This is a genomic window from Streptomyces sp. NPDC046465 (assembly GCF_040646035.1).
Lineage (GTDB): Bacteria > Actinomycetota > Actinomycetes > Streptomycetales > Streptomycetaceae > Streptomyces.
This window is the reverse complement of sequence record NZ_JBEYZK010000032.1, coordinates 38,836-63,249: the sequence shown is the minus strand read 5'-3', so window position 1 is coordinate 63,249 and position 24,414 is coordinate 38,836. Positions and strand designations below refer to the sequence as shown.

The following is a 24,414-nucleotide window of genomic DNA, read 5'->3' as shown; positions in this document are numbered from 1 at the left end:
ATCCCGACTTCTGTCGGCAGCCCGAAGAGGGCGGAGAAGGGAACAGACTCGTCTCGGTGGCGTTTCATACGTCCTCGCCGATCTCAAAGAGACTCCGCTGGTCCTGCCCGGTTCGGCACCGGCCGGAGCCCCGCTTCTGGGTCAGACCGGCGCTCCGTGATCGGCGCACCTCACGGACGTGCTCGAGCAAGCCGAGGCGCTGGGCCAACGCTCCCAGACGCTCGCCCTCTGCCCTCTGAGCAAGTGCCATCGACATGGGCCCCACTCGCACCACATGGCCGTCGATAGGGATCTGAGTTGCCATCTGGAAGTCCGAGGTGGAGAGGCCAATCCCGACTTCTGGCTCCGGCACCTCGTTCGGGGCCCGGCGGCCTGTTTTCCGACCGGCGGCGTACGCCTCGTCGAGGAGGTGATCCTCAATCCGGTCGGGGTTGGCCGCCCGAACCGTCGCCATACCCTGGATCGCCCCCGCCAGCACCTCCGCACTGACATCACTGCGCTCGGCGCCGGTCCGGGTGACGACCGTCCGTACCGCGGCCTTCAACCGGGGGGTGAGAAGCCACAAAGCAATGACGGTCCACCGCCCTTCCAGGCCCTGTCCCGCCTCATGGCCCAAGTGCTGTGCGATGGCCTTCCACTGCTGAGCTCGCCTAGCGCTGTCGCGTTCCTCGTATCGCATCGCGGCCTGCAGGGCACTTAGTGGCAGGCAGGTGCCCGCCGGCGCCTCAGCGCATCTCCCGTCGTGGAGGCAGAGGCGATCGTCGGAGCAGGATGTCTCCACCCAGTGAGCCAGGCAGGCGAACACATCAGTGAAGGGAAGGACAGACATCACGGCTTCCTCTCGTCGGCGTCGGACCACGGCGGACTGTACGAATCCATGGGCGTGGGAGCTGCCACATCCGGGGGTGGACCCTCCGTCGGCCTCGTCCGCCCGGCCCCGTCCGGGGCTTGATCAGCAGCCCACCACTGACGCTCCTGTTGGACAGGGGAGGCTGTGGGCTTCGATGCGTGGGGCTCTTCGAGTTCGGACCGACTCCTGCCCTGCACCTGTTCGTCCTCGTCACCGTCGTGGGGGTCGATCTCGTCGACGAGGGAGTTCTGGAGGCGTTCCGCGGCCTGGGGTCGTCCGGATGCCGACATCATGTGGGCGATGCGGTAGACGAACGCGGCCCGCTCGTCGGACCCAGGGGTGAAGCCCATTTCGTCCAGCAAGGCGGAGACGCGTTCATGCCTCATCTCCGGATGCTCGGTCGACGCCCGTTCGTTCTGACCCAGGTGAGTCATGGCCGTATCGGCATCGTCGAGGAGTTCGAAGCTGCCCGGCGATGAGTCAGCGGCCCGTGACGCCTGCCTTCCGACGATATGACGGAACCCATCGGGGATCTGTTGGTCGTTCGCGGCAGCTGACAGGCAGGACAACGGGCCTATGAGGTCCGTAGCACGTTGGATCTCGTCCTCATGGCGGGACAGCCACCACACGATGGCGCTACCCGGAGACCGCAGAACGTCCTCACCCAGGTACTCACGACGGCTGCGCTCGTGCTCTCGTTGCCGTTCCCATGACCCGATGCTCCTCCTGTGCTCCTCCAACTCCCCCAGATGCTGCCGGTCCTCGCCACGCAGGTGCAGGCGCACCTCGGTGGCGTAGGCCGTCACCACACCCGACTCTTCGTGAACCGGCTGTCCGAGCAGGCCCTCCAGCCGGTGGCAGAGGGAGTCAGCGCGCCTGGGATGCTCAGTCGCCGTGTAGTGCTCAACGCGCCACAGAACCGAAGCCACGGCCAGGGCACCAGGGTTACCGTGCGAGGTGGCCAGCGGGTCCGTTCGGGTCCGCCATCGGACCATGGCGGAGAAGACAAACGGATACTCGTCCAGGCTGCTGGAGACCGGCACGTCGACGACCGGTATCTCCAGGTACGGTGGCTCAACGGGCAACTCCGTGCCGTCCTGGGTTTCTTCCTCATCGGTGGATGCTCTGCCGCGGCCGTTTCCTACATACATGCCGAGCAGCAGCGCACCGGCCACAAGTGCCGTCAGGGGAAACCACATCCACGTGGGCCAACCGAGCAGCGCCGCGATGCCGAGCATGACGACGATGAAAGCGGCGGGCAGCAGACGTTGCGTGTGGCGGGACATCATGGCCTTTCTCCTCTCTCCGGCGCTTCGGCGGCGGAGTGTGCGGCACTCATGCCGAGCAGTACGTCGACCTCGCGGCAGAACAACTCGCCGACGCGCTGTCGCGTCTCAGGCGGGATGTGCGCCGCGCCGGGAGCGGTCGGCAGCCCTGGCAACCACCATTGGCAGACGGCAACGTAGAGACGGTTCAGCGCCCCGTAGTCGCCTGCGGCGGCCACGATCAGAGAACCGACGATGCGGTGATCGAGGGTTCCCCGCGACAGGGCGTCCAGCCAGCGGTGCAGCAGCGGAGTCCATTCCGCCGCCGTTCTCGTCATCAGCAGCGCACGCCATCCGAGCGCGAACTCCTTGTAGGGCGGGGCAATGCGCAGAGGGACAGGATCCAGCAGATCGAGAAGGAGTTCGTCGGCGCCATCTGCCAGGGGAAGGCTGATGATCCGGTCGGTCAGTCGTCGAAACACACGCCGGTCGGCACGCGCCAGTTCCAACAGCGCGGTGCGGGCCGCATCGCGCTCCTTTCCCGTGTGGCGAAGCGTTAAATGCCGGAGCCGGACCGCTGCCTGCTCGGGGTGGGTAGCCGCGATGACCTGCCGACACACGTCCGTCAAGACATGTGCCAGTTCCGAAGAGATCCGGCCGATCGCCCAGTAGTACACACGGGAACGGAAGTACGAGCCGTACCGCTCGTGGCTGAGGCCGAGTTCGAGTACGGCCGCCGCCTCGGCCCGGAACCGTCCGTCCTGCTGCCGTGTCCACGCCTCAACGAGACTGCACACATGACCCGGGCATCCAGTTGCCATAGCCTGCTCCGCGAATCTCGCGATCAGCTTCATACGGCCATCGGCGGTGAGATCGGGTATGTCGACGCAACGCGCCACCCAGTCCCGGAATGCAAGCCTCAGATCTGGAAAGTTCGTCCAGAAATGCCTTCTTACGGCGCTGTCGTACTCAAGCCGCGCAAACACGATCTGTCCGTCGTCATTGCGTTCGATGCCGAGGTCCATCAACTGTTCGCCGAGGTCGGCCCGTGCGAGGCCGATCGGGCCGTCGGGCTCGTGCCGCAGCACGTCGAGCAGCAGTTGCGCACCTTTCAGGGCCGCCTCTGCCGGGGCGCCGCTGACCATGGCAGCTGCCAGCAACAGTGCCCGCTCGTGCGCCCCGCGGTGGTTCCGCAGTTGGCGTGCCACGTCGTCGGACCAGTTCGTGGCGGCAGCCACGGCTTCGGCGCACCACGTCAGGAATGTCGAGCCGTACCGCTGAGAGTCGCGCGCCTCGGCAACCAGCTCGGCCAGCCGCGCAAGTTCCCGCATGGGCGCGCTGTCAAAGAGATGGCGCAGCTCCTCGGTGTCCAGGTCGCCCGCGTCGAAAGGGACGTTCCAGGCGCGTAGGTGTCGGCCGAGGACATGACGGCCGCGAGGACGCCCCAGCGTCACCACGAGCGATGACAGGTCCTCGTGAAGCATCCAGCCCAGACCGGCCGGGAGGATGACAACCATGCGGGCATCGCCCTGCTCGACGACCGATCGGTATTGGACCAAGGTGCGCTCTGCCGCGCGGTATTCGCCATCGGTGACGCTCGACAGGTCCAGCAGATAGCGGTCGTCGGCCGAGACCTCGAAGGGGCCCTCCTCCCCGGTCGGCGGCAGTTCCTCGACGGGCCTCACTGCAGCCGGGGCCTCTTCCAGCAGCATGGTCGCGGCAGCCCGCCTTCCCAGGCCGGGAGGGCCGTCGAGCAGGACCACCGAGCCGCGTGGTTCCAGCCGTTCGACGGCCCGCCCGTAGTGCCGGGGTGGCACGAAGCAGCCGACGAGCCGACGTCGTTGCTCACGGACGAGGGTCAGACGAGCGGTACCCGCTCTGAGCAGGTGCTCGTTGGCGCCCAGCATCCAGGTGACAAAGTTGATCTGGTTGCCGCTGCCAGTGTGAACACCTGCCTGCGGATCACTTACTCTCGTGCGGTTCCCGGTCACCGCTCGCCGTCCGAGCGGCAGGTGCCTCCCCGCTCACGTTCCTGGTTCACCGTGCCGTGGTTGTCGCCCAGGTATCCCAGCTGCATCCCCTCGCCGGAGAACTGCGGGCCGAGATGCTGTTCGCCCACTTGGTAGAGGTCACCGCTCCCCGTGTGGACGGGACCTTGCGGTTCACTGACGAACGTGCCTGTGAAATCGCCCTTGACGTTTCCAATGCCACCCCGCTGGCGGTGGTGGACCACCTTCCGCGGTGCTGCCTTGTGAGCTTCGCTCTTCTTCCTCGGATCGCCCCGGCGGAAGAACTGCTCCTGTGCGCCGTCGGAGGCAGCGTAAGACAGCTCGGGAACAATACGCACAAGGTCCTCAGCCAGACGGGACAGATCGGACTCCGCGTTTCGGTGGTTGAGCCGCCGATACTGACAGTCGGCCAACTCTTCGAGTTCTGGAGGGAGTTCTTTTCGGCTGAGCCTGTTCACCTTGCCCACGAGAACAGGAATGACGCGGGCACCGGTGTCGAACGCTTCGAGGATCTCCCGCCGGATCCAGTCCTCCGGGTTCGCGAGGGCGGGGTATCCGTCAGCGGACCGGGCTGCCAGCCAGCGAGGGCCGATGACGGCCAGCAGCACGCCGCAGCGCCGTACGGCGGTGAGGATTTCCTGCGGGAACCTGCTTCCCGGGTTGATCGACTTGCTGGCCCGAAAGACCTTCTCGTCCCCGAACCGCCGGGAAAGCTCTCTCTCCACGAGCGTTGCAGTGCCCTCTTCATCGTCAGTGCGATAGTTCACGAAGATCACAGGCATGGAGCTGTCCCCTCTGAAAGTGGAGGCTGAGCCGCCGATGGGTGACGTGGGTGTGCCGCTTCACGGCAGCACGGTGATCACATGCGAAGGGGCACAGCGGTACAGAGTCCGTGCGCCACACGTCGGGGAAAGCTGTGATCAGTGGTCAGCCATGGTGTGTGCCAGGCTTGGTCGCAGCTCACGAACGGCGGGGTGAGAGCGGAATCGTCCCAGTTCACGATCGAGTTGCCGGACATCCGCCCGCATCGTGGCCGAAGGTGCGAGGTCGGCGAGCGTCAGCAACTCCCGCGCCGCGTTGCAGGCGTGCTCGATCTCCCCCGAGGCGGAGTGAGCCAGAGCTCGGCGAAGGCCGTAACGGACGCGGGTGCGCACTGCTTGAGGCGGGATGCGCAGACACTCACGGTCCAGGATCTCGGCGGCTTGCCGGTGTCGGCCCAGGTCGTGCAGGCACCATCCCGTCACCATGGAAACAGGGTCGGCGAGATGTGTCGGTCCGAGGACAGGGCCGTCGTTCACTGCATCGTCATGGGCCAAGAGCGAGCGTGCCCGGTCCAGTTCACTCAGGCACGCCCTCTCATCACCTGCCAGCGCATGACCTTGCGCGGCTCGTTGGGTCGCCAGCCCACGGATCCGTGGCGGTACACCATTGCGTCGCGCCCGCTGGACCAGTGCGACCGTCTCTCGGGCGTCGTTGTCGTAGAGGGCGATGAGGGCCCGTCGAACCAAGGCGTAGTCAGCCAGGTTCGTGTCGCCGCCAGCCTGGGCAAGTTCCACCGCTTGCGCCGTCCAGTCCAGGGCGCCCGTGACATGTCCCGCCTCCTGGGCCATCCACCCGGCGTACTCTGCAAAGCGGGCGGCGATGACCAGCAACTCGAGCCGAGTGGCGCCCGAGGATTGGGACGCCATGCTGGTGATGGTGGTGACCTGGGTACCGAGCGGCACAAGAAGCGCGGTCGGAGCACTGGTCTGGCCCAACATCCGCATCTGCTGCAGTTGATCGTGGAAGAGGGAAGTCGGCAGCAGTGTCGCTTGGCCCGCCCGGGGGCCCCCGCTTTGCTCTGCACCCATGGCGGCGGCTACCAGGGAGCCGACGCCGGTGGCGAGCACTTCCCTGCGACCTTGAACTCGGCCGGCATCGGCGGAGTCCGGCGTATCCAGCATGCCCTCAAGACGCCCACCGGTCTCGAAAAAAGCGTCACAGCGACGTGCCAGGACCTGAGACGGCTTCTTGTCTCCTCGTTCCACCTTGCAGAGGTGACCTTTGCTGTAGTTCACCTCCTTGGAAACTGCCTCCAGGGTCTTCTTTGCGGCCTCTCGCAGCCGACGCAGCTCCGCGCCGAAGCCTAAAGGAATCTCCATCAGCACCTCCTTCGGGGAGTTGTACATACCTGTTGCACACCTTGATGAATCAGGAGCCGTTGAAAGTGTGGCATGCAACATGCCTTCCACGTAGGGGTGACCAGAAGTTTCCTGTTTCCTCTTCTTCTCACCAGCACATGATCAAGCGACGAGCAAATCGAGCCCTTGGCGACCTGCGGCAGTGGGGACCATCAGGGCGCTCTGACCATTCCGGAACCACGCTGGGCCCACGCGCCGCCTCGTTGGCAGAGCGGAACCAGGCGGGACTCACACAGCCTGCCGACCGCCAACGCCGCGCCCTCCGCGCGCCTGACCAGCGGACTCACACCGTCTCAGCTCAGAGCTGGCCGGCTGCAGACAGGACAAGCAAGCAGAGACCCACTTGTTCATGGGGTACCTACTCAGAGCTTGCGCCAGTCCGCAGATCACAGAGCTCACCACGGGCTCTTCCTGGATAATCGACGTATGGCAACACAGCCCGGTCTCTCCGATCTTCGCCGTGCCAAGTTCGCGCGGCGTGCGCCTGCCTCGCTCTCCGAGCTCGTCGGCCCTCAGCACGGCACAGTGACCCTGCCTCTGCATCTGGCGTGGTCGGGGCTGACCACGTTCGATCTCGATCAGCCGCGGCTGCGGATGAGCTACTACCGGATCGTTCTGGCCGAGGGGCTGCACGACGATCTGGTCCGGTTCCTCAATGAAGACCTTCTCGTCAGCCTGTGGCCCACACTGCGCACACTGGTCAGCCGTGATGTCCGTGAGGTGTGGGAGAGCTCCTTCGACGAACTGGCTCAGAAAGTTCGGGCCGCTGCGTGAACCTCACGGATCTGCACCGCCGCTTGCTTGCGGATGTCCTCGACGTGGGCGGTGTCTACCCTCTGGCTCTTACCGGGGGCTATGCGGTCCAAGCACATGGGTTGGTCAACCGGCTCAGCCAGGATCTTGATGTCGCGACCGAGAACCCGGAGCGCATGGAGGATATTGCCACTGCCCTGCGCAGTGGCTTGGAAGAGCGTGGATGGCGCGTGAGAGCACTGGAGACCGATCCGCTCTCGGCGCGACTCATCGTCACCGACCCCGCCAGCAGTGAGGAGTGCGAGGTCGACGTCCTCAAAGAGACACTTTGGCGGCCCCCTGTACACACCGAGCACGGGCTGGCGCTGTCCCTGGAGGATGTCGTCGGCACCAAAGTCCGGGCGCTGGCCGACCGGGGACTCGCTAGAGATCTGGTCGACGTGCAGGCCGCAGCGGACCGCTGGAGCCGCATCGGGCTGGAAGAGCTCGGACGTCGCCACGCACGCGACTCCTTCGACCTGCGCGAGCTTCAAGCACGGTTGGGCGGAGCCGACTGGATCGACGACACGGAATTTGCCGCCTACGGGCTTGACGAGCCGGCGATCACTGAACTGCGCCGGTGGGCACAATCATGGGCCGACGACATCGGTGAACGACTCCAGGAGCTTGAGGCTCCGCCCGAGGACTGAAGACCTCAAGAGCGCCGCCGACGATGGAGACGCGCTTTGCAGCCTTCGGCTCACGGCCCGGTCGCGCCCCCGCCAGACTGGTGGTCGCCTGCGTGGCGGATGACGCTCCACCTCAACACCAGTGCGGCACAGACGGTCACGTTATGGTCGGGCTCAGTGCACGCGCACAGGTCATCGCATCTGCCACCCCGCCATGGGGCGAATGTGCCCGACCACGCTCCGCCGAGAACGGGACAGATATCGCGACTGCCACTTGGAAGCGGTCCCGGTGCTGGACTGGAGAGAGCACGATCCCGCTTGCTGCCGGGCAACCAGGAGCACCGCGGCACGACCCGCAAACCACGGTGGCCGATCTTGCATCCAGTGAGTGCTCGGCGGCTGATGCTGTCCCCGAATCCACAGCACCCTGTTGGCCGTTTTCGTGCCACAGCATGCCCTTTGGGCACACAACCACGGTAAATAGCGGTTTCATCGGACCGCTATATCTGCAGCAAGCACAATGAATCGGCGCAGGTCAGAGGGCACGAGGCCACCCAAGCCCCGTAGCTTCCCAAGCTGAGAGTGCGGTCCGATTCTCGTCACCCGTTCATAGCTCTTCATAGTTGAGGCCCAGGTCGGACGACCTGGGCCTTTTGCTTTGTGCTCTGTGCCGTTCCTGGCGGGGAGTTGGGTCGTCGGCGGGACGCTCGTCGTGGTCAGGGCAGGGTTTTGGTCCAGGCGGTGATGACGTCGGCGTACTGCTGTGGCATCGGCTCGTGCATGGTGTGCGGGGCGTCCAGTGGGGTGAAGGTCACCGGCTGCTCGGTGGACTCCAGCAGGCGGCGGGCCTGGCCGGCCTGGATGTCGGTCATCGCTCCCATGAGTTGGCCCGTGTCCGGGTCGGTCATGTGGAAGTGGTGGGTGAGCAGCACCGGGGCCTTGATCTGGGCGAGCATCGTGGCGTGGTCGACGTCGGCGTTGGCGGTGCCGGTGACCCATGCCTGAGCCCACTCCGGGTCGTACTCCCTCAAGTGCTGCACCGGTGTGGGAGAGGCACCGGCTTCGGGGTCGCCCTCGCCCATCATGAAGCCGATCCCCGGGTGCAGGAAGGCCGGAAGCTCATGAGGCGCGGCCTCGACCATGCCCGTCCAGTCGCCGATGGACCACTGCGGGCCGAGCCACTTGGCCCAGAGCGCGAAGATCGGGCCGAGGGTCTGCATCATGCCCGGCCCGTACGGCGGGGCGGACTGGGAGGAGAACAGCGGCGGATCCTCCAGGATCGCGCCGCGCACCAGGCCGGGCTTGGCATACGCGGCCACGTAGGCGGTGATGAGACCGCCGGAGGAGTTCCCGGCCACGACGGTGGGGCGCTGGATGACCAGGTCGATGAAGCGTTCGACGTCGGCGCCCCAGGTATTGAGGTTGTAGCGGCCCGGGGTCCAGGTGGAGCGGCCCTGGCCGCGCAGGTCGATCGCGAATACCCGGAACTCCGCACTGAGCAGGCCGATCGCTTCCTCGTAGCCCCACCAGGACTCGCCCTGCGCGGGGACCAGCAGCAGCGCCGGGGCGTCCCGGTCGCCCTCGGCCACGTAGTTCATGCGGATCTCGCCCAGGTCCACCAGCCGCTCGGTGAAGCGATGCGGGACGAAGCTGTCGGCGCGTTCGGCGGCCTCGGACATGCCCATGGTGTACTCCTCCTCCTTCTCCTTGCATGTACGGCAGGTAGGCCACGGTAAGGAGCGGCTACCTGCTGTCATCGTTCCGGTAGGCCGCCCCATCAGCGACCCGGTAGCGACCGTAGAACGCGATGCGGACAGGTTCCGTCCTGAAGCACCGCAGCGAGACGCGTCGTTCGGCAGTGATAATTTTTCTGCGTTCGCGAAGAGAGAGTTTAGCGAGCCGAGCGGGAAGGCTTTTTGGCGTAACGGGCGGAGTGGAATTATTGGCGATACGCGGCCGACCTTGACGTGTTACTGTGTTCACAGTTGCAGTTGTGGTTCCCGAAACTTCAAGTGCCCCCGATCGAATGTGGTGACGGGCGCACTTTTTGCATTACCGGTCATTTCCGGCGGGGTGATCATCGCGGCGACACGGTGTCCGCACAGTGCGGATGCCGATGTACTGCCCCAGAGGAGATAGACATGGCTACAGGCACCGTGAAGTGGTTCAACTCGGAAAAGGGCTTCGGCTTCATCGAGCAGGACGGTGGCGGCCCCGACGTGTTCGCCCACTACTCGAACATCGCCGCCCAGGGCTTCCGTGAGCTGCTCGAAGGCCAGAAGGTCAACTTCGACATCGCGCAGGGCCAGAAGGGCCCGACGGCCGAGAACATCGTTCCCGCCTGACGCTCACGCGCACTTGCAGCTGGGGCCCGCATCCTTCGGGGTGCGGGCCCCAGCTGCATGCATATGCATTTCTCGCAGTGATCCTGGAGTGATTCCGGCTGATGCCGATTCCGGAGTGATTTCGGAGTGATTCCGGAGTGATTCCGGAGTGATTCCGGAGTGATTCCGGAGTGATTCCGGAGTGATTTCGGAGTGATTTCGGAGTGCATTCAGCTGCGGTGCGGGTGACTCGGATGAGCTCCGCCGTCGACGCTCCGGATTCGACGCCCTCGCGCACCCTTTCACTTGCGCCTTTGTTTTCTCTTCTGGTTTTGTTTCTGGTTTTGGTTTTGTTTTCGCTTTATTTTTCAGCTTCGGTCCATTCTCGTGATTCTCTGCGCGCTCGCCGCTGCGGGAATTCCTTGATATGTGCCGTATCGAGGAAGGTTCCCGCATGAACCGCACACGTACGAACGACCGTTACGCCCGCACCCGCAGTGGCAACGCCGACGCCGGGCGGAGTGGCGGTGGCCGTTTCGGGTCGTCGGCACCGCGCCGTTCCGGTGGTTCCGGTGGTTCCGGCCGTCGACCCGCTGCTCCGCAGGGGGAGTTCGCCCTCCCCAAGACCGTCACCCCGGCTCTTCCCGCCGTGGAGGACTTCGCCGACCTCGGCATGCCGACGCCGCTCCTCACCGAGCTCGGCAGGCAGGGTGTGGCCGTTCCCTTCCCGATCCAGGGCGCGACGCTGCCGAACTCCCTCGCGGGCCGTGACGTCCTCGGCCGCGGGCGGACCGGCTCCGGCAAGACGCTCGCCTTCGGTCTCGCCCTGCTCTCCCGGACGGCCGGGCAGCGCGCCGAGCCCCGCCAGCCGCTGGGTCTGATCCTCGTCCCCACGCGCGAGCTCGCGCAGCAGGTGACCGACGCACTCACCCCGTACGCCCGTTCCGTGCGCCTTCGCCTGACCACGGTCGTGGGCGGCATGTCGATCGGCCGACAGGCCAACGCGCTGCGCGGCGGGGCCGAGGTCGTCGTCGCGACCCCCGGCCGGCTCAAGGACCTCATCGACCGCGGCGACTGCCGCCTGAACCAGGTGGGCATCACCGTCCTGGACGAGGCCGACCAGATGGCGGACATGGGGTTCATGCCGCAGGTCACCGCGCTCCTCGACCAGGTGCGGCCCGAGGGGCAGCGGATGCTCTTCTCCGCCACCCTGGACCGCAACGTCGACCTGCTGGTGCGCCGCTACCTGACGGACCCCGTCGTCCACTCGGTCGATCCCTCGGCCGGCGCGGTCACGACGATGGAGCACCACGTGCTGCACGTCCACGGCGCCGACAAGCACACGGCCACCACCGAGATCGCCGCCCGCGACGGCCGCGTGATCATGTTCCTGGACACCAAGCACGCCGTCGACCGGCTCACCCAGGACCTGCTCAACAGCGGAGTGCGGGCCGCCGCGCTGCACGGCGGGAAGTCCCAGCCCCAGCGCAACCGCACCCTGACGCAGTTCAAGTCCGGGCACGTCACCGTGCTCGTCGCCACGAATGTCGCCGCCCGCGGCATCCACGTGGACAACCTCGACCTCGTCGTCAACGTCGACCCGCCGACCGACCACAAGGACTACCTGCACCGCGGCGGCCGTACCGCCCGCGCCGGTGAGTCCGGGAGCGTCGTCACGCTGGTCACCCCGAGCCAGCGTCGCGGCATGGTCCGCCTCATGTCGGACGCCGGGATCCGCCCGCAGATCACGCAGGTCCGCTCCGGCGAGCCGGAGCTGCACCGCATCACCGGCGCCCAGGCTCCCTCGGGGGTCCCGGTCGTCATTACCGCGCCGGTGGTCGAACGCCCCAAGCGCGGTGGCACTTCGCGCGGCCGTCGCCGCCCCGCCTCCGCGACGCGGCGCGCGTCGGCACCGCAGCAGTTCTCTTCGGGCACGGCGGCCTAGGGCTTTCGCGATCACGCCTGATCAGGAAGCTGACCCATCTCTGCAGGAGGCACCTTTGACGCTGGTTCCGATACCGGTCCGCTCGACGAGCACCGGCCCCGCGCCCATGGCGCCGGACGACACCCTGGTGGAATCCGGGCCGCAGGTCTGGGCCGACATGACGGTCGAGGTCGCCCTGTGCGTCATGGCCGGTGCCCGCGTCGATCACCTGCTCGTCTGCAACGAGGACGGCAAGCGCACCGACCTGGTCACCTGGAACCGGCTCAGCGCCGTTCGTGACAGCTCCGTGTACACGGACCGGATCCGCCTGCGGGACATCAGCGACGGTGGCGGCGGCAGCAACGGTAGCTGCGGCAGCGGCGGCAGCAGCAGCGAGCAGTCAGAAGGGCTCGCGCTCGTCCACTGAGGGCAGCAGATCCACGGGGCAGGCGTGAGCCGATCCCGGAACAGAACAGCCATGAGGGCCCGACCGGTGTTTGCCGGTCGGGCCCTCTTTGCGTACCCGGGGCCCACCTGCCGATCGAGGGGCGTTCTGGTGCTTCGCGGACATCCCTAGACCAGCGCGGTCGAATACCTCATCGACCAGCGCGCGAAAATCTGTCTTCACCGGAGTAGACATACGCGCCCCGCGTGGCTATGGTTTCTGTTGTACGGAGATCGAGCAGGGCCCGGTAGACACGAACTGCCGGGCAGCAGTACCCGCACAACGGTGCGGCGGTGGAGTGTCGAAGCCAGAGTTGTTGTGTGACGGCGACGGGGCTGACCGCCGGACCGGGTGGCCCGCAGTGATCAGGGGCCGCCACGAGTAGTACGCGGTATCGAGCAGTACAGAGCAGTACAAGTAGGCAGTACAAGTAGGCAGTACCAAGCAGTGCAGTAGGAAATTCTGTAAGCGAGCCACGTGCTCAGAGGGAAGAACGGAGGAATCGAGCGCCATCAGGATCGCCCGGGCGTAAACACTGAGCCCGGGTACCGCAGGACATCGATAGCGAGGTGGTCTCCGGTCACGCATCCGCGATCCGCGCACTCCCGTCGGTACAGAGGACGGTCGTGCGGACACAGAAGGCCGACGCAGTATTAGGGTCGGCAGATGGTTGCAGTTCCTTCGGGGCCCTGGTGCCGTACGGCACCAGGGCCCCTCCATGCTGTGCCCCCAACGCGTTCCACAGAGAGGTGAGATGACAGCAGACGATCTGCCGGGCCGTCTCGACGACGACGACTACCCCGCGTACACGATGGGCCGAGCCGCAGAGATGATCGGCGCCACTCCCGGATTTCTGCGCGCCATCGGCGAAGCGCGGTTGATCACACCCCTGCGCTCCGAGGGCGGCCACCGCCGCTACTCCCGCTACCAACTGAGGATCGCGGCCCGCGCACGTGAGCTCGTCGACCAGGGCACCCCGGTCGAGGCCGCCTGCCGGATCGTCATCCTCGAAGACCAGCTCGAGGAAGCGCAGCAGATCAACGCGAAGTATCGCCGCGCCGCAGAGAACGCCGAGGACGCCGAGGACGTCAAGGACGCCGAGGACGTCAAGGACGCCGAGGACGCCGAGGACGCCGAGCCGACGACCACCGACTGAGGTCTGGGGCCTGGGGCCTGGGGCCGAATAACCTTTCGCGTCTGTGCGGGCCGCCCGGTACGGTCGCGGGCGTGTTCGCGCTGCGGGCGGCCCTGCGGCTCCGTGCGCGGGCGCCCCGGCATTTCCGGCAGTTCCTGGCAGTTCTCCGGCTGAGAGTAGGTCTCGTCAATGGCGTGTCGTATCAGTGAGCTCGTGCTCGGTTGCCGCGAACCCGAGGTGCTTGCGCGGTTCTGGTGCGAGGTCCTGGACTTCGTGGTGCTCGATCGCGAAGGGGACGACTGCTTCGAGATCGGGCCGCGCGAAGGGTTCGGCGGCGCTCAGCCGACGATCATCCTCAGCCGCCGGGACAAGCCGGAGCCGGGCAAGACCCGGCTGCACATCGACGTCAACCCCACCGACCGCGATCAGGACGCCGAGCTCGAACGCCTCCTGGCGCTCGGGGCCCGGCCGGCCGACATCGGTCAGACCGGTGAGGAGCAGTGGCACGTCCTCGTCGACCCCGAGGGCAATGAGTTCTGCCTGCTGAAGGCGCGGCTCAACCCGCTCTGACGGTTCGGCGCCCGCTCCGGTCAGGTGCCCTCCGGCGCCGGTGGAGGAGCCGGGTCCTCGGGCTCGGCGGAGGTGTTAGGCACGGTAGGAGTCTCGGTCATGGCCGAGGTGTCGGACACGGCAGACTTCGCGACCGCTGCCCGGGCCGCTCGCGGCGTACGCCGCACGCGTCGCCCTGGAGGCGCATCGCTCCGTATCCGTATCCGTATCCATAAGAAGACTGATGACCAATCCGTCTTGGCGGCTCATGCAAGCGCACGCCCCACTCACTGGGGCCCCGGCCTGGGAGGCCGTTCGCCCTAGCGGCTGTGGACGCCCTTCGGCTGTCGCTGGTGCCTGTCGGCGACGGCGACGGCGACACCCGCTACTAGGGCCTTCCGTGTAGATCGCCTGCCTCTGCTTCGTGGCCGCCGGGCTCTTCTTCGGGCTGCGGGCTGTGGGTCGTCGCGCGTCGGTATCGAGGTCTCCTCCAAGGATGCGTCCGGTGCGCCGTGGGCCGCCTTCGGGAAGAAGCCCAGCCTCTTCAAGGAGACCTACCTCGATGACATAGAGCTGCCCTGTGAGAAGAGATGACGCGATGACTTTGCATTCCGACGTGGCCGCATTGCTGGCGGGGTCTGGCATCCTCGACGTGGATGTCGATGAAGCCGTTGCGGACGAGCACGTTCGAGGGGCCGCGTACCAACGTGTCATCGCGGTGACCGCTGCTTCGCCGATCCGCGACCGCGACCGGGACCGGGACCGCGCGATCGTGGCCACGATCCTGCGGGACCCCCACGAGATGGGGTCCAAGACGGCGGTGGTAGCTCTCGTGGACGCGGTCGCGATGAAGGCGACCGGTCCTGCCGAGTTCCGGCAGTGGTCGGCCGGGCTCCTGCCGGAGATCGTCCAGCTCACGACGGAGGGGTACCGCGAGTTCATCCGCCGACGTATCCACGACTGGCTGTTCTATCTGTCCATCGAGGACGGTCACGTGCCGACACCGGTCGAGTTGGCAGAGGTCACGGACTGGATGCAACGCCTCCTCGCCAGGGTGTCGACGTCCCCGGCGGTGCTCGCCCTGCTCGCCGAGTCAGGCAGCAGACGGAAGATTCGCAACATCGCGAACGACCGTGCCGGAAGCCGCTAGCCGCAAGCTGCGCTTCACCCTGCACTACCCGCGCAACGACACCGGCGGCTCCGGCCTGAAGATCACCACCCTCGTCGTCACCCCGCCCAACGAGACCCACTCCAAGACTCTGCCGGTCTCCCTCAACGACCGTCACGGTGGACCCCATCAGCCGGTAACAGGCGCGCAGCACCGCACAGTTCCAGCCAATACGGTGCGTGTTGCTCATGCTGAACGGGCGCCTGACGGTGGCTCAACGGGGGCCCAATGGGAGCCAGTACGTACGCACTGTGCCCCCGTAGCGCAACCCCCGCCCCCCATTCCCAGTGACCCATCGTGTCCACCGGCGCCCACCCGCCCCACCACGTATCCGAGAGTCGTCGGACGCCTCCGAACACCTGGCCGATCTCCGCTAGCGTCACTCAGCGAGGGGGGACGTACGAGCGGGTGAAGAAGAGGGGTCAGGATGATCCGAGCGAGCCTGTCCAGCGAGGCCGTACCCCCGGAGGAACGGTTCGACTGGTGGCACGGGCTGAAGTCCGTCTCGCCGATCGCGACCACGCTGCGCAGCGACTACACCGAAGATTTTCCCGTGGCGGTCGACCACGTGGACCTGGGCGCGGCGACGTTGACCACCATGTCGTATCCGTCATCCGAAGTGCGCCGCACGGCCCGGCACATTCGTAAGGGCGATCCCGGCAGTCTGCAGGTCTCCCTCACGTTGCAGGGGCTCAGCGGCTTCGAACAAGCCGGGCGGAACGTGCGGTTCGGGGCGGGCAACATCCTCCTGTACGACTCGTCGTCGCCCTTCGAGGGGTGGATGCGGCGGGGAGACGACAGCGGCGCCGCCACCCGGAGCATCGTGGCCACGCTGCCCCTGCGTCTGCTGCCGTTCCCGCCCGACCGGCTCGCCTCCCTCGTCGCCGTGCCGCTGTCCGGCAGCGAGGGGTTCGGGGGCCTGCTCGCCCACTTCATGCGGCAAGTGATGGACGATGTCGGGCAGTTCGGGGGGACGAGCGCCGCTTCGGACCGGCTCTCCCACACGCTGGTCGACCTGGTGGGGCACATGGCCGCACAACGCCTCGACCAGAAGCAGGAGTTGCCTCCCGAGAGCCGTAGCCGGACTCTGCTGCTGCGGGTGCAGAGTCACGTCCGGCGGCATCTGGGCGACCCCGCGCTGAGTCCCGACAGCATCGCCGCCGCGCACCACATCTCCACCCGCTATCTGCACCGGCTCTTCCAAGAGCAAGGCCTGACGGTCTCCTCCTGGATACGGCAACTGCGCCTGGAGCGCTGCCGCCGGGCGCTGGCCAACCCGGACCTGGCCACCGTGCCCGTCGGCGCGATCGCCGCGCGCTGGGGTTTCAGCCAGCCCGCCGTCTTCACCCGCGCCTTCCGCGCCGCGTACGGGCTCACGCCCAGCGAGGCCCGCGCACGCACGCTGCTGGGCGACGGGAGTGCGCTGGCGGTCAACGGGAGTGCGCTCATGGTCAAGGACGACGGGTGAGGCATCGGGAACACTCGTATGCGGCGGCGCGGTCGGGGGACCGCCGCCAGTGTCCGCCACTGCGCCCCAGAACGAACGGGGGAGGGCGTCGGGGCGCGCACGCCAGATGGGCGGTGTGCCGGGGTACGCCCGACCCGGCACGCCGCCCGGCGGCCAAGGTCAGCGGCGAGGGCGAGGCCAGGCCAGGCGCTAAGGCCGCAAGGGGGATACCGCCACTGCAATCGCAGACCGAACGCCCCGCAGCGCCCCATACGCAACAATGCCCGCATGGTTGAGGGTGGGGACTTCTGGGACGGCCTCGCGGGGCGTATAGCGAGCTTCGATCGTGATACGGCCGCGCGGGACGCCGTCCGGGCGGAGACAGAACGGCAACGGGTACTGACACAATTCCCGCTGGACAGCTGGGCCGAGCTGCCGCTGGAACGGTATGCGCTGGGGCCGGCATCCCATGGCGCATCCCACTACTCGTTCTGCCGTCTGCTGGAGTACGGCACCAGCACCATCGGCAGTATCCGGGGTGGCAGCGCTGCCAAGCACATCGTGTACCAGCACCGGACGGGCGAGTGGCGGATCGTGCCGAGCTCGCTGCGCGGGTACGGAGTGCGTGAGGCCTGGGCCGAAGTACGCGCCGAGTTCGTGACCGCCTTCCAGGCAGCCGCTGACAGGTCGTACGGGCTCATCGATGAGTTGGATTCGCTCTCGTACGGTCAGGCACTGACCACCAAGGCCCTGACGATCTACTGTCCCGGACAGTTCCTGCCGATCTTCTCTGCCTCGCACGTGCGTCACTTCACCGCGCTCCTGGGCGGCCGCCCACACCAGCACTCCTCCGGCGTGCGAACCTGGCGAGCCAATCGGGAACTGCTCGAACTCATTCGGGAAGTACCGGAGTTCAGGTCATGGCAGCTGCACGAGGTCATGCAGTTCCTGTACACCTTCCACGATCCGCGGCCGAGGGACCGGGCGATCTGGAAGGTCGCGCCCGGCGAGCGCGCCGCGCTCTGGGAAGACTGTCTTGCCAATCGGCGCATCCGGATCGCCTGGGACGAGGTCCAGAGCCTCGGCCAGTACGAGAGCGACCAAGAGCTCAAAGAAGCACTGGACCACCACTGGCCGCGCAGCACCGGCGGGAACCTGCGGCTCGCCCGGCAGCTGCTCGCCTTCCGTGATCTGGAGCCCGGTGACCTGATCGTCGCCAACCAGGGCAAGTCCAAAGTGCTGGCTGTGGGCACCGTCGCCGACGGCTACTCCTACGAGCTGGATCTGGACGGATACCAGCACACCGTCAGTGTCGACTGGGACACCTCGTACGCCCAGACTCTGGACGCACCACGGCACGCCTGGCAGCAGACGCTCGCCAAGGTCCCTGCCGCCCTGTGGCGGGAGATCCGGGACGGACGCGGAGCGATCCTCGCCGACGTCAAGGCCGCTGCCGGAGTTGCCGAGTCCCAGGGCACCGCAGGAGCCGCCGAGCCCCGTAAGGCGGCAGGCGGCACCGGCGCCCTCGTCGACTCCGACATCGAACTCCCCGACCTGGTGGCCAAAGTGTGCGCCCTGCTCGACCACAAGGGGCAGGTCGTGCTGCAAGGGCCGCCCGGCACCGGCAAGACACGGCTGGCGCTCAGCGTCGCGCTCGCGATGGCTGGGCAGCGCGACCGGATCGAGGCCCCACCGGAGGAACGCGCACAGGTCCTCGCCGGGTTGTCCAGGGTCCCCGAGGGGGCCACGGCGGCCCGTCTCACCCTGGTGACCTTCCATCCGTCCTACGGGTACGAAGACTTCGTGGAAGGCTTCAAGCCGGACGCGGCGGCGGACGGGGCCGGGCTCAACCTGAAGATGACGGACGGGCTGTTCCGCCGGGTGTGCGCAGCGGCCATGAAGGCCCCCGATGATGTCTTCCTGATCGTCGTGGATGAGATCAACCGAGGTGATCTGCCCAGAATCCTCGGCGAATTGATCACTCTGCTGGAACTCGACAAGCGGGACGCCGTATCCGTCACTCTGCCCACCAGTGGGCGGCAGCAGACCGTCCCGGCGAACGTCCGCATCATCGGCACCATGAATTCCGCCGACCGGAGCGTGGGGCACATCGATGCCGCAATCCGGCGCAGGTTCGCCTTCGTCGACGTACCGCCGGACCTGGACGTTCTCGACGGTGAGGTGGAAGGGCTCGGGCTCGCCGACTTCCTGCAGGGCCTCAATGCCAAGCTCGACAACGCCTTCGGACCGGACCATCTGCTCGGCCAGGCCTGTCTGCTCGCCGGCGACCGGCCCCTCGTCACTGTCGAGCAGCTCTCCAACGCTTTCCACCACGAGATCGTGCCGTTGATCGCTGACTACTGTATGGGCCAATCCGAGCTGCTGAAGGACGTGCTGGGCACGCTGGTGAACGACCGCACCGGACGGGTCGTGCAGACCAACCCACGAGATCTGCCCAAAATGCTGGCCGACGAGTTCGTGGCACCTGACGCGGCGGCCGGGGGCGCGGACTTCGGAGTCCACGGGTGACGCGGGCGGGTGCTTCCGGGTCGGGGAGGGGCCGAGTGGGGCGCGACGCCTCCGGGCGTCACGAAGTGATCCTCAGGGAGCACGAGTCCGTCCTCGTCCCGCGCTCCAAGCTGTACGGGGACGACCTCGACAGACTCCGCACGATCGAAATAATCACTCTGACCGAGGGCCGCACCGGCTACGTCCTCAAGGCGATGTCGACCACCGGCGTGTTGCAGCTCGACCGGATACGACTGGTGTTGCAGCCCAAGTTCCAGATCGAGGGCACCCGGCTGATCGACTGGCTCTGTTACGCCAACGACCGCCGCGAGCCAGACGAGACGCTGCGGAACTGGCCCATCGGGCGGGATGGGTATGCGGGACTCGTACCCGCCGCCCTGCTGCATGAGTGCCGCCTGTTGCTGCGGCGCGGCCTGCGCAGGGATTACGTACGCCGGAACCGCGTGGACACAGCCCTGCGGGGGCGCCTCGACGTCGAGGCGCAGGCGACCCGCTGTTACGGCGCGGTCGACCGGCTCCATGTCCAGACCTTCGAGTACGAGGACGGCGGCTGGGAGAACCAGGTGTGCGGAGCCGCCCTGACGGTCGCCGCCCAGCAGTGCACGGACGTGACGCAGACCAAACAACTGCTCCACGCCGCCGCACACTTCCCGCCCCTGCAGCGGCCGCTCGACGCGCTCCCTCTCCTCACACGCGCCCAGTACACCAGGCTCAACAGCCACTACCGGGCCGCGCACGCCTGGGCCCGCATGGTGCTCGGCGGCGGTGGGGTGACCGACCTGCTGGAGCCGCACGGTTTCGGGGCGAAGAGTCTGCTGCTCAACCTCAACGTCCTGTGGGAGAACGTCGTCCGACGGATGGCCGTCGAAGCGGCCGCGGACCTGGGCGGCAGAAGGGCGTGGCTGAACGAGGGGGCGATCAGGACTTCCGGTGGCATCAACGACAGGACCCGGCCGTTCAAGCCGGATGTGCTGCTGGCCTTCCCGCCGGAAGCCGGTGAGACCGCCGCGACGCGCTACCTGGTCGTGGACGCGAAGTACAAGGGGTACGTGGAGAAGAACGTCTCCCCCGCCGACCGGCATCAGCTCCTCACCTACATCGCCGGATACACCGAACCGGACGCTCCACTCGCCTTGGTGGTCCACCCCTCGCCGGACGGTCACTCCCGGCGTCTGCTGCGGATCGCGGGCCCGCGAGGGTGCCTGGGTCTCATCGAGGTGCTGGGCCTGGACACCCGGGCCGCACCGAAGGACGCGGCCGGGCCGCTGCGGGAGGCGATCGCCCGGTTCGCGGCCGGTGTTGCCCCCGAGCCTGTTTGACGTCGCTCCCGCGACATCAAGAAGGCATCGGTACGTCCCGTGCGGTTCATGTGGCGCTGGTGAGGTGGCTGCACCGTACAAGGACGTTTTGAGGAGTTCCGCATGGCCAGACCGCGTCTGTCCCGTCGTCGCCTGACTGCCACCGCTGCCGTGGTCGCCGCCTCCGCCGTGGCCGTGACCGTCACCGCCACGGCCGGCGCATCCGACACCGAGGGTCAGGCCCGGCGGGCGATCCAGGGTGGGAAGGCGAAGAACGTCATCCTGCTCATCGGGGACGGCATGGGTGACTCCGAGATCACTCTCGCCCGGGACTACACGGTGGGCGCCAACGGTCGGCTCAACATGGACAAGTTCCCGCTGACCGGCGCCTATACGACGTACTCCGTGCACAAGGACGGCTCCCCCGACTACGTCACCGACTCCGCTGCCAGCGGTTCCGGCTGGGCCACCGGCGTGAAGACCGTCAACGGGCGCATCTCGAAGACGCCGGGCAGCGACAAGGCCGTACCCACGATCCTCGAACTCGCCCAGAAGAAGGGGTACGCGACCGGCTCCGTCACCACCGCCGAGCTCACGGACGCCACCCCCGCCGTCCTCGCCTCGCACGCCACCGACCGCAGCTGCCAGGGGCCCGCGGACATGGCCAAGTGCCCGACGGACACCCTCGCCAAGGGCGGTCCCGGCTCCATCGCCGAGCAGAGCGTGAACCACAAGGTCGACGTCCTCCTCGGCGGCGGCAAGCAGCGCTTCGACCAGAAGGTCACCGACGGCAAGTACAAGGGCCTCACCGTCGCCGAGCAGGCGAAGAAGCTCGGGTATCAAATCGTCACGAACGACCGGGAGTTGCGGGCTGTCAAGTCCGTCGCGAAGGGCAAGCCCGTCCTCGGGCTCTTCGCGCCCGGCAACGTACCCGTCGAGTGGACCGGCAAGGCCGCCGCCAAGGGCGGTACGGACCCGCAGCGCTGCACCACCTCCAACCCGGGCCGCCCGGCCGGTACCCCCGCCCTCGACGACCAGGCCACCAAGGCCATCAAGCTCCTCGAGGCGAAGCAGAGGAGCGGAAAGGGCGGCAAGGGCGGAAAGGGGGGCAAGGGCGGCAAGCAGGGGTTCTTCTTGCAGGTCGAGGGCGCCTCCATCGACAAGCAGGACCACGCCGCCGACCCCTGCGGTCAGATCGGTGAGACCGCCGCGTTCGACCGCGCCGTGAAGGTCGCCCGCGATTACGCCGCCAAGCACCCCGACACCCTGGTCGTCACCACCGCCGACCACGCGCACACCAGCCAGATCGTGCCCCTGGACGCGCAGCCGCCCGGCCTGTCCTCCACGCTGGTCACCGACGAGGGCCAGCAGCTGAAGGTCAACTACTCGACGAACACCCCGGGCGCCTCCCAGGAGCACACCGGCACGCAGGTACGGATCGCGGCGCAGGGCCCGCAGGCGTACCGCGTCCAGGGCGTCACCAACCAGACCGACCTGTTCAGGACGGTGCGGGAGGCGCTGCGGCTGCGCTGATCGCCTGGCCAGGCACCCGGCTCTCCGCCTCCGCCCGCGCCTCGGGTGGGGGCAGGGTCGGGGAGGGTAGCCCGGGAGGGTAGCCCTGATCGCGCCTCGGGGCCGGTGCCCTTGGCGCTGGCGGCAATACGCCGCTCCCCGAGGCGCCGCCGAGGCGCCGCTCAGGTGCCGCTCAGGTGCCGCTCAGGTGCCGCCGGAGTGACAATCCGATCTTGTGGGCGTGTCCGAGGGTGGGCACGGACCGTTACTGCATAACTTCCTTGCGTGACTGCACCCGCCCATCGGGCTTCCGTTCATCCCTCTGTCTCTGGCCCTGGCCCTGGCCCCGGCCCTGGCCCTCGGCCGATGCCGATCTCGCTCTTCGCGCGTGTCGCGCTCGGCTGCGCGGCCGTTGTCGTGGTGCTTGCGCTGTGTGCGCCCGGCGCCGCCGGTGCGGCGCGGGCCAGGGGCGGGGCCGCCGACGTGCCCGTGCAACTGATCGCGCTCAACGATCTGCACGGCAATCTGGACCCCGTAGAAGGGCCCGCAGGGCGAGTGCAGCGCGGCGGCGGGGGCGCGGTGCAGGCGGGTGGGGTGCCTCAGCTGGCGACCCTGGTGCAGAAGGCCCGCGCCGGGGAGCAGAACTCGCTCACCGTCGCGGCCGGCGACATGATCGGCGGCAGTCCGCTGCTCTCCGCGCTCTTCCACGACGAGCCGACCGTCGAGGCCCTCGAACAGCTCGGGCTCGGCGTCAGCTCGGTCGGCAACCACGAGTTCGACGAGGGGCCGCAGGAGCTGCGGCGCATGGACCGCGGAGGCTGCCACCCCGACGACGGCTGCGCGCCCGGCGGTGACTACGACGGTGCCGACTTCCCGTATCTCGCCGCCAATGTGACCCGTAAGGGCAGCACCGAGCCCCTGCTGCGGCCGTACGTAGTGCAGCGGTTGCCCAGCGGTCAGCGGATCGGGTTCATCGGCCTCGTCACCAGGAACGCGCCCGCGGCGATCAACGCCTCGCAGGTCCGCGATGTGGAGTTCCACGACGAACTCCCCGCCATCAAGCGGTACTCGAAGGAGCTGACGCGGCAGGGCGTCGACGCCCAGGTGCTGCTCATCCACGAGGGCGAGGCCGCCAACGGTGTGGCGGGCAAGGGCGACTGCGACGCCGACGGGCCCGCGTCCCGGCTGCGCGGCCGCATCAAGGGCATCGCCGAGAAGGCTCCGGCCCCGGTGGACATCGTCGTCAGCGGCCACTCGCACGACGCGTACGAGTGCACGGTCACCGATCCGGCCGGGCAACCCCGCTCGGTGACGCAGGCCGACTCCTTCGGCCGTTCCTTCACCGATCTGCGTTTCCGCCTGGACAGCGGCGGGGACGTGGTCCGCCGGACGGTGCGCGCGAAGAACCACGTCGTACCCGTAAGCACCCCGAAAGAGCACGAGATGAACCGACTCGTCGAGACCTGGCGCGAGCGCTCCTCGGAGGTCGCCGACCGGACCGTCGGCTACATCTCCGCCGATCTGCCGGGCCGCGGTTCGACGAAGAAGGAGACGCCGCTCGGCAGTCTGCTCACCGACGCGCAGACGGAGGCCACCCGCGGCCACCGGGCCGACCTGGCCCTCCTCAACCCCGGAGGCATGCGCGCCGACCTCGTGCACAAGGGTGACGGAAAGGTCACCTACGCCGACGCGTACCGCACCCAGCCCTTCGCGACCACCCTGACCACGATGACGCTCACCGGTGAGCAGCTGATCGCCGTCCTGAAGGAGCAGTTCACCGGCGCCAACGCCGACGACCCGCGCTTCCTGCAGCTCTCCTCGGCCCTCAGGTACTCCGTCGACATGAGCCGCACCGGCGGCGCCCGGCTCCTGACGGACACCGTCGAGGTGAAGGGCGAGCGGGTACGGGCCGCCGCGAAGTACCGCGTGACCGTCAACGAGTTCCTCGCCAGCGGAGGCAACGGATTCGGCACCTTCACGAAGGGGACCGCCCGTGACACCGGCGAGCTGACCGACCTCGACGCGCTGGTCCAGTACCTGGAGAACCACTCGAAGCCGGGTTCCCCGGTCGACCCGCCTGCCCCCGGGCGGATCACCTTCCGCGGCAAGTAGGCCCTACTGGGCCTCGTGGGAGGCGGGGTCGAGGAAGAGGTAGCGGGCGTTGTTGCGGTCGCGGCGGGGCGGGTCGGCGAGGCCACCGAGGAGTTCGGCGCCGAGGAGCTCGGCGCCTAGGAGTTCTGCGCCGAGGAGTTCGGCGCCTAGGAGTTCGGCGCCTAGGAGTTCTGCGCCTAGGAGTTCTGCGCCTAGGAGTTCTGCGCCTAGGAGTTCTGCGCCGAGGGCGTTCCAGGCCACCACGTC

Annotated in this window: 19 protein-coding genes and 1 pseudogene; 13 read left to right on the top strand and 7 right to left on the bottom strand. The window is 67.6% G+C overall.

Annotated elements, in window-relative coordinates; genetic code table 11:
* Positions 1 to 64 precede the first annotated feature (64 nt).
* From ABZ953_RS35220 to ABZ953_RS35200, 5 genes are all read right to left on the bottom strand, one after another.
* Positions 65 to 829, bottom strand: coding sequence for a hypothetical protein (locus ABZ953_RS35220; protein ID WP_361732851.1), 765 nt, complete (start codon positions 827 to 829; stop codon positions 65 to 67).
* Entirely contained in the window at positions 829 to 2,139 is a 1,311-nt protein-coding gene (locus ABZ953_RS35215; RefSeq protein WP_361732849.1) for a hypothetical protein, read from the bottom strand. Before ABZ953_RS35215 ends, ABZ953_RS35220 begins: the two co-directional genes overlap by 1 nt.
* A complete protein-coding gene (locus ABZ953_RS35210; RefSeq protein ID WP_361732847.1) occupies positions 2,136 to 4,106 on the bottom strand; it encodes a hypothetical protein in 1,971 nt (656 codons plus the stop codon). The genes ABZ953_RS35215 and ABZ953_RS35210 overlap by 4 nt, the downstream gene beginning before the upstream one ends.
* On the bottom strand, positions 4,103 to 4,906 hold the full coding sequence (locus ABZ953_RS35205) for a toll/interleukin-1 receptor domain-containing protein (protein WP_361732845.1): 804 nt from the start codon (positions 4,904 to 4,906) through the stop codon (positions 4,103 to 4,105). Before ABZ953_RS35205 ends, ABZ953_RS35210 begins: the two co-directional genes overlap by 4 nt.
* A gap of 138 nt (positions 4,907 to 5,044) precedes the next feature.
* A complete protein-coding gene (locus ABZ953_RS35200) occupies positions 5,045 to 6,292 on the bottom strand; it encodes a helix-turn-helix transcriptional regulator (RefSeq protein WP_361732843.1) in 1,248 nt (415 codons plus the stop codon).
* Between the two features lie 438 nt (positions 6,293 to 6,730).
* Between ABZ953_RS35200 and ABZ953_RS35195 the strand changes: the two genes are divergently transcribed.
* Positions 6,731 to 7,078: a transcriptional regulator gene (locus ABZ953_RS35195; RefSeq protein WP_361732841.1), complete on the top strand. Its 348-nt coding sequence runs from the start codon at positions 6,731 to 6,733 to the stop codon at positions 7,076 to 7,078.
* Positions 7,075 to 7,746, top strand: coding sequence for a nucleotidyl transferase AbiEii/AbiGii toxin family protein (locus ABZ953_RS35190; RefSeq protein ID WP_361732839.1), 672 nt, complete (start codon positions 7,075 to 7,077; stop codon positions 7,744 to 7,746). Before ABZ953_RS35195 ends, ABZ953_RS35190 begins: the two co-directional genes overlap by 4 nt.
* A gap of 695 nt (positions 7,747 to 8,441) precedes the next feature.
* On the opposite strand, the gene ABZ953_RS35185 is transcribed toward ABZ953_RS35190, so the two are convergent.
* Entirely contained in the window at positions 8,442 to 9,410 is a 969-nt protein-coding gene (locus ABZ953_RS35185; protein WP_361732837.1) for an alpha/beta fold hydrolase, read from the bottom strand.
* Positions 9,411 to 9,866: 456 nt separating this feature from the next.
* On the opposite strand from ABZ953_RS35185, the gene ABZ953_RS35180 reads away from it, so the two are divergent.
* From ABZ953_RS35180 to ABZ953_RS35130, 11 genes and pseudogenes are all read left to right on the top strand, one after another.
* Positions 9,867 to 10,070: a cold-shock protein gene (locus ABZ953_RS35180; RefSeq protein WP_003985808.1), complete on the top strand. Its 204-nt coding sequence runs from the start codon at positions 9,867 to 9,869 to the stop codon at positions 10,068 to 10,070.
* 433 nt (positions 10,071 to 10,503) lie between these two features.
* A complete protein-coding gene (locus tag ABZ953_RS35175) occupies positions 10,504 to 11,994 on the top strand; it encodes a DEAD/DEAH box helicase (RefSeq protein WP_361732835.1) in 1,491 nt (496 codons plus the stop codon).
* Positions 11,995 to 12,100: 106 nt separating this feature from the next.
* Entirely contained in the window at positions 12,101 to 12,400 is a 300-nt protein-coding gene (locus ABZ953_RS35170) for a CBS domain-containing protein (protein ID WP_361732889.1), read from the top strand.
* A gap of 772 nt (positions 12,401 to 13,172) precedes the next feature.
* A pseudogene (locus tag ABZ953_RS35165) lies at positions 13,173 to 13,490 on the top strand (MerR family transcriptional regulator); the annotation flags it as partial.
* A gap of 252 nt (positions 13,491 to 13,742) precedes the next feature.
* On the top strand, positions 13,743 to 14,123 hold the full coding sequence (locus ABZ953_RS35160; RefSeq protein ID WP_361732833.1) for a VOC family protein: 381 nt from the start codon (positions 13,743 to 13,745) through the stop codon (positions 14,121 to 14,123).
* Between the two features lie 577 nt (positions 14,124 to 14,700).
* The gene (locus ABZ953_RS35155) at positions 14,701 to 15,252 is read left to right on the top strand and encodes a hypothetical protein (protein ID WP_361732831.1); all 552 of its coding nucleotides are present in this window, start codon (positions 14,701 to 14,703) and stop codon (positions 15,250 to 15,252) included.
* A gap of 445 nt (positions 15,253 to 15,697) precedes the next feature.
* Positions 15,698 to 16,738, top strand: a complete 1,041-nt coding sequence (locus ABZ953_RS35150; protein ID WP_361732829.1) for a helix-turn-helix domain-containing protein — start codon at positions 15,698 to 15,700, stop codon at positions 16,736 to 16,738.
* 267 nt (positions 16,739 to 17,005) lie between these two features.
* Positions 17,006 to 19,246 carry an AAA family ATPase gene (locus ABZ953_RS35145; protein WP_361732827.1) on the top strand — a complete coding sequence of 747 codons (2,241 nt, stop codon included), beginning with the start codon at positions 17,006 to 17,008 and terminating at the stop codon, positions 19,244 to 19,246.
* Positions 19,247 to 19,281: 35 nt separating this feature from the next.
* Positions 19,282 to 20,565 carry a PE-PGRS family protein gene (locus ABZ953_RS35140; RefSeq protein WP_361732825.1) on the top strand — a complete coding sequence of 428 codons (1,284 nt, stop codon included), beginning with the start codon at positions 19,282 to 19,284 and terminating at the stop codon, positions 20,563 to 20,565.
* A 102-nt stretch (positions 20,566 to 20,667) separates the two neighbouring features.
* Positions 20,668 to 22,077: an alkaline phosphatase gene (locus tag ABZ953_RS35135; RefSeq protein ID WP_361732823.1), complete on the top strand. Its 1,410-nt coding sequence runs from the start codon at positions 20,668 to 20,670 to the stop codon at positions 22,075 to 22,077.
* A 345-nt stretch (positions 22,078 to 22,422) separates the two neighbouring features.
* The gene (locus ABZ953_RS35130; RefSeq protein WP_361732821.1) at positions 22,423 to 24,168 is read left to right on the top strand and encodes a bifunctional metallophosphatase/5'-nucleotidase; all 1,746 of its coding nucleotides are present in this window, start codon (positions 22,423 to 22,425) and stop codon (positions 24,166 to 24,168) included.
* 3 nt (positions 24,169 to 24,171) lie between these two features.
* Here ABZ953_RS35130 and ABZ953_RS35125 read toward each other — a convergent pair whose 3' ends face one another.
* On the bottom strand, positions 24,172 to 24,411 hold the full coding sequence (locus ABZ953_RS35125; protein ID WP_361732819.1) for a hypothetical protein: 240 nt from the start codon (positions 24,409 to 24,411) through the stop codon (positions 24,172 to 24,174).
* Positions 24,412 to 24,414 lie beyond the last annotated feature (3 nt).

Coding starts and splice junctions, on each gene's coding strand:
- ABZ953_RS35220 (WP_361732851.1), bottom strand. CDS start 829: ATGTCTGTCCTTCCCTTCACTGATGTGTTCGCCTGCCTGGCTCACTGG.
- ABZ953_RS35215 (WP_361732849.1), bottom strand. CDS start 2,139: ATGATGTCCCGCCACACGCAACGTCTGCTGCCCGCCGCTTTCATCGTC.
- ABZ953_RS35205 (WP_361732845.1), bottom strand. CDS start 4,906: ATGCCTGTGATCTTCGTGAACTATCGCACTGACGATGAAGAGGGCACT.
- ABZ953_RS35200 (WP_361732843.1), bottom strand. CDS start 6,292: ATGTACAACTCCCCGAAGGAGGTGCTGATGGAGATTCCTTTAGGCTTC.
- ABZ953_RS35195 (WP_361732841.1), top strand. CDS start 6,731: ATGGCAACACAGCCCGGTCTCTCCGATCTTCGCCGTGCCAAGTTCGCG.
- ABZ953_RS35185 (WP_361732837.1), bottom strand. CDS start 9,410: ATGGGCATGTCCGAGGCCGCCGAACGCGCCGACAGCTTCGTCCCGCAT.
- ABZ953_RS35180 (WP_003985808.1), top strand. CDS start 9,867: ATGGCTACAGGCACCGTGAAGTGGTTCAACTCGGAAAAGGGCTTCGGC.
- ABZ953_RS35175 (WP_361732835.1), top strand. CDS start 10,504: ATGAACCGCACACGTACGAACGACCGTTACGCCCGCACCCGCAGTGGC.
- ABZ953_RS35170 (WP_361732889.1), top strand. CDS start 12,101: ATGGCGCCGGACGACACCCTGGTGGAATCCGGGCCGCAGGTCTGGGCC.
- ABZ953_RS35160 (WP_361732833.1), top strand. CDS start 13,743: ATGGCGTGTCGTATCAGTGAGCTCGTGCTCGGTTGCCGCGAACCCGAG.
- ABZ953_RS35155 (WP_361732831.1), top strand. CDS start 14,701: ATGACTTTGCATTCCGACGTGGCCGCATTGCTGGCGGGGTCTGGCATC.
- ABZ953_RS35150 (WP_361732829.1), top strand. CDS start 15,698: ATGATCCGAGCGAGCCTGTCCAGCGAGGCCGTACCCCCGGAGGAACGG.
- ABZ953_RS35145 (WP_361732827.1), top strand. CDS start 17,006: ATGGTTGAGGGTGGGGACTTCTGGGACGGCCTCGCGGGGCGTATAGCG.
- ABZ953_RS35135 (WP_361732823.1), top strand. CDS start 20,668: ATGGCCAGACCGCGTCTGTCCCGTCGTCGCCTGACTGCCACCGCTGCC.
- ABZ953_RS35130 (WP_361732821.1), top strand. CDS start 22,423: ATGCCGATCTCGCTCTTCGCGCGTGTCGCGCTCGGCTGCGCGGCCGTT.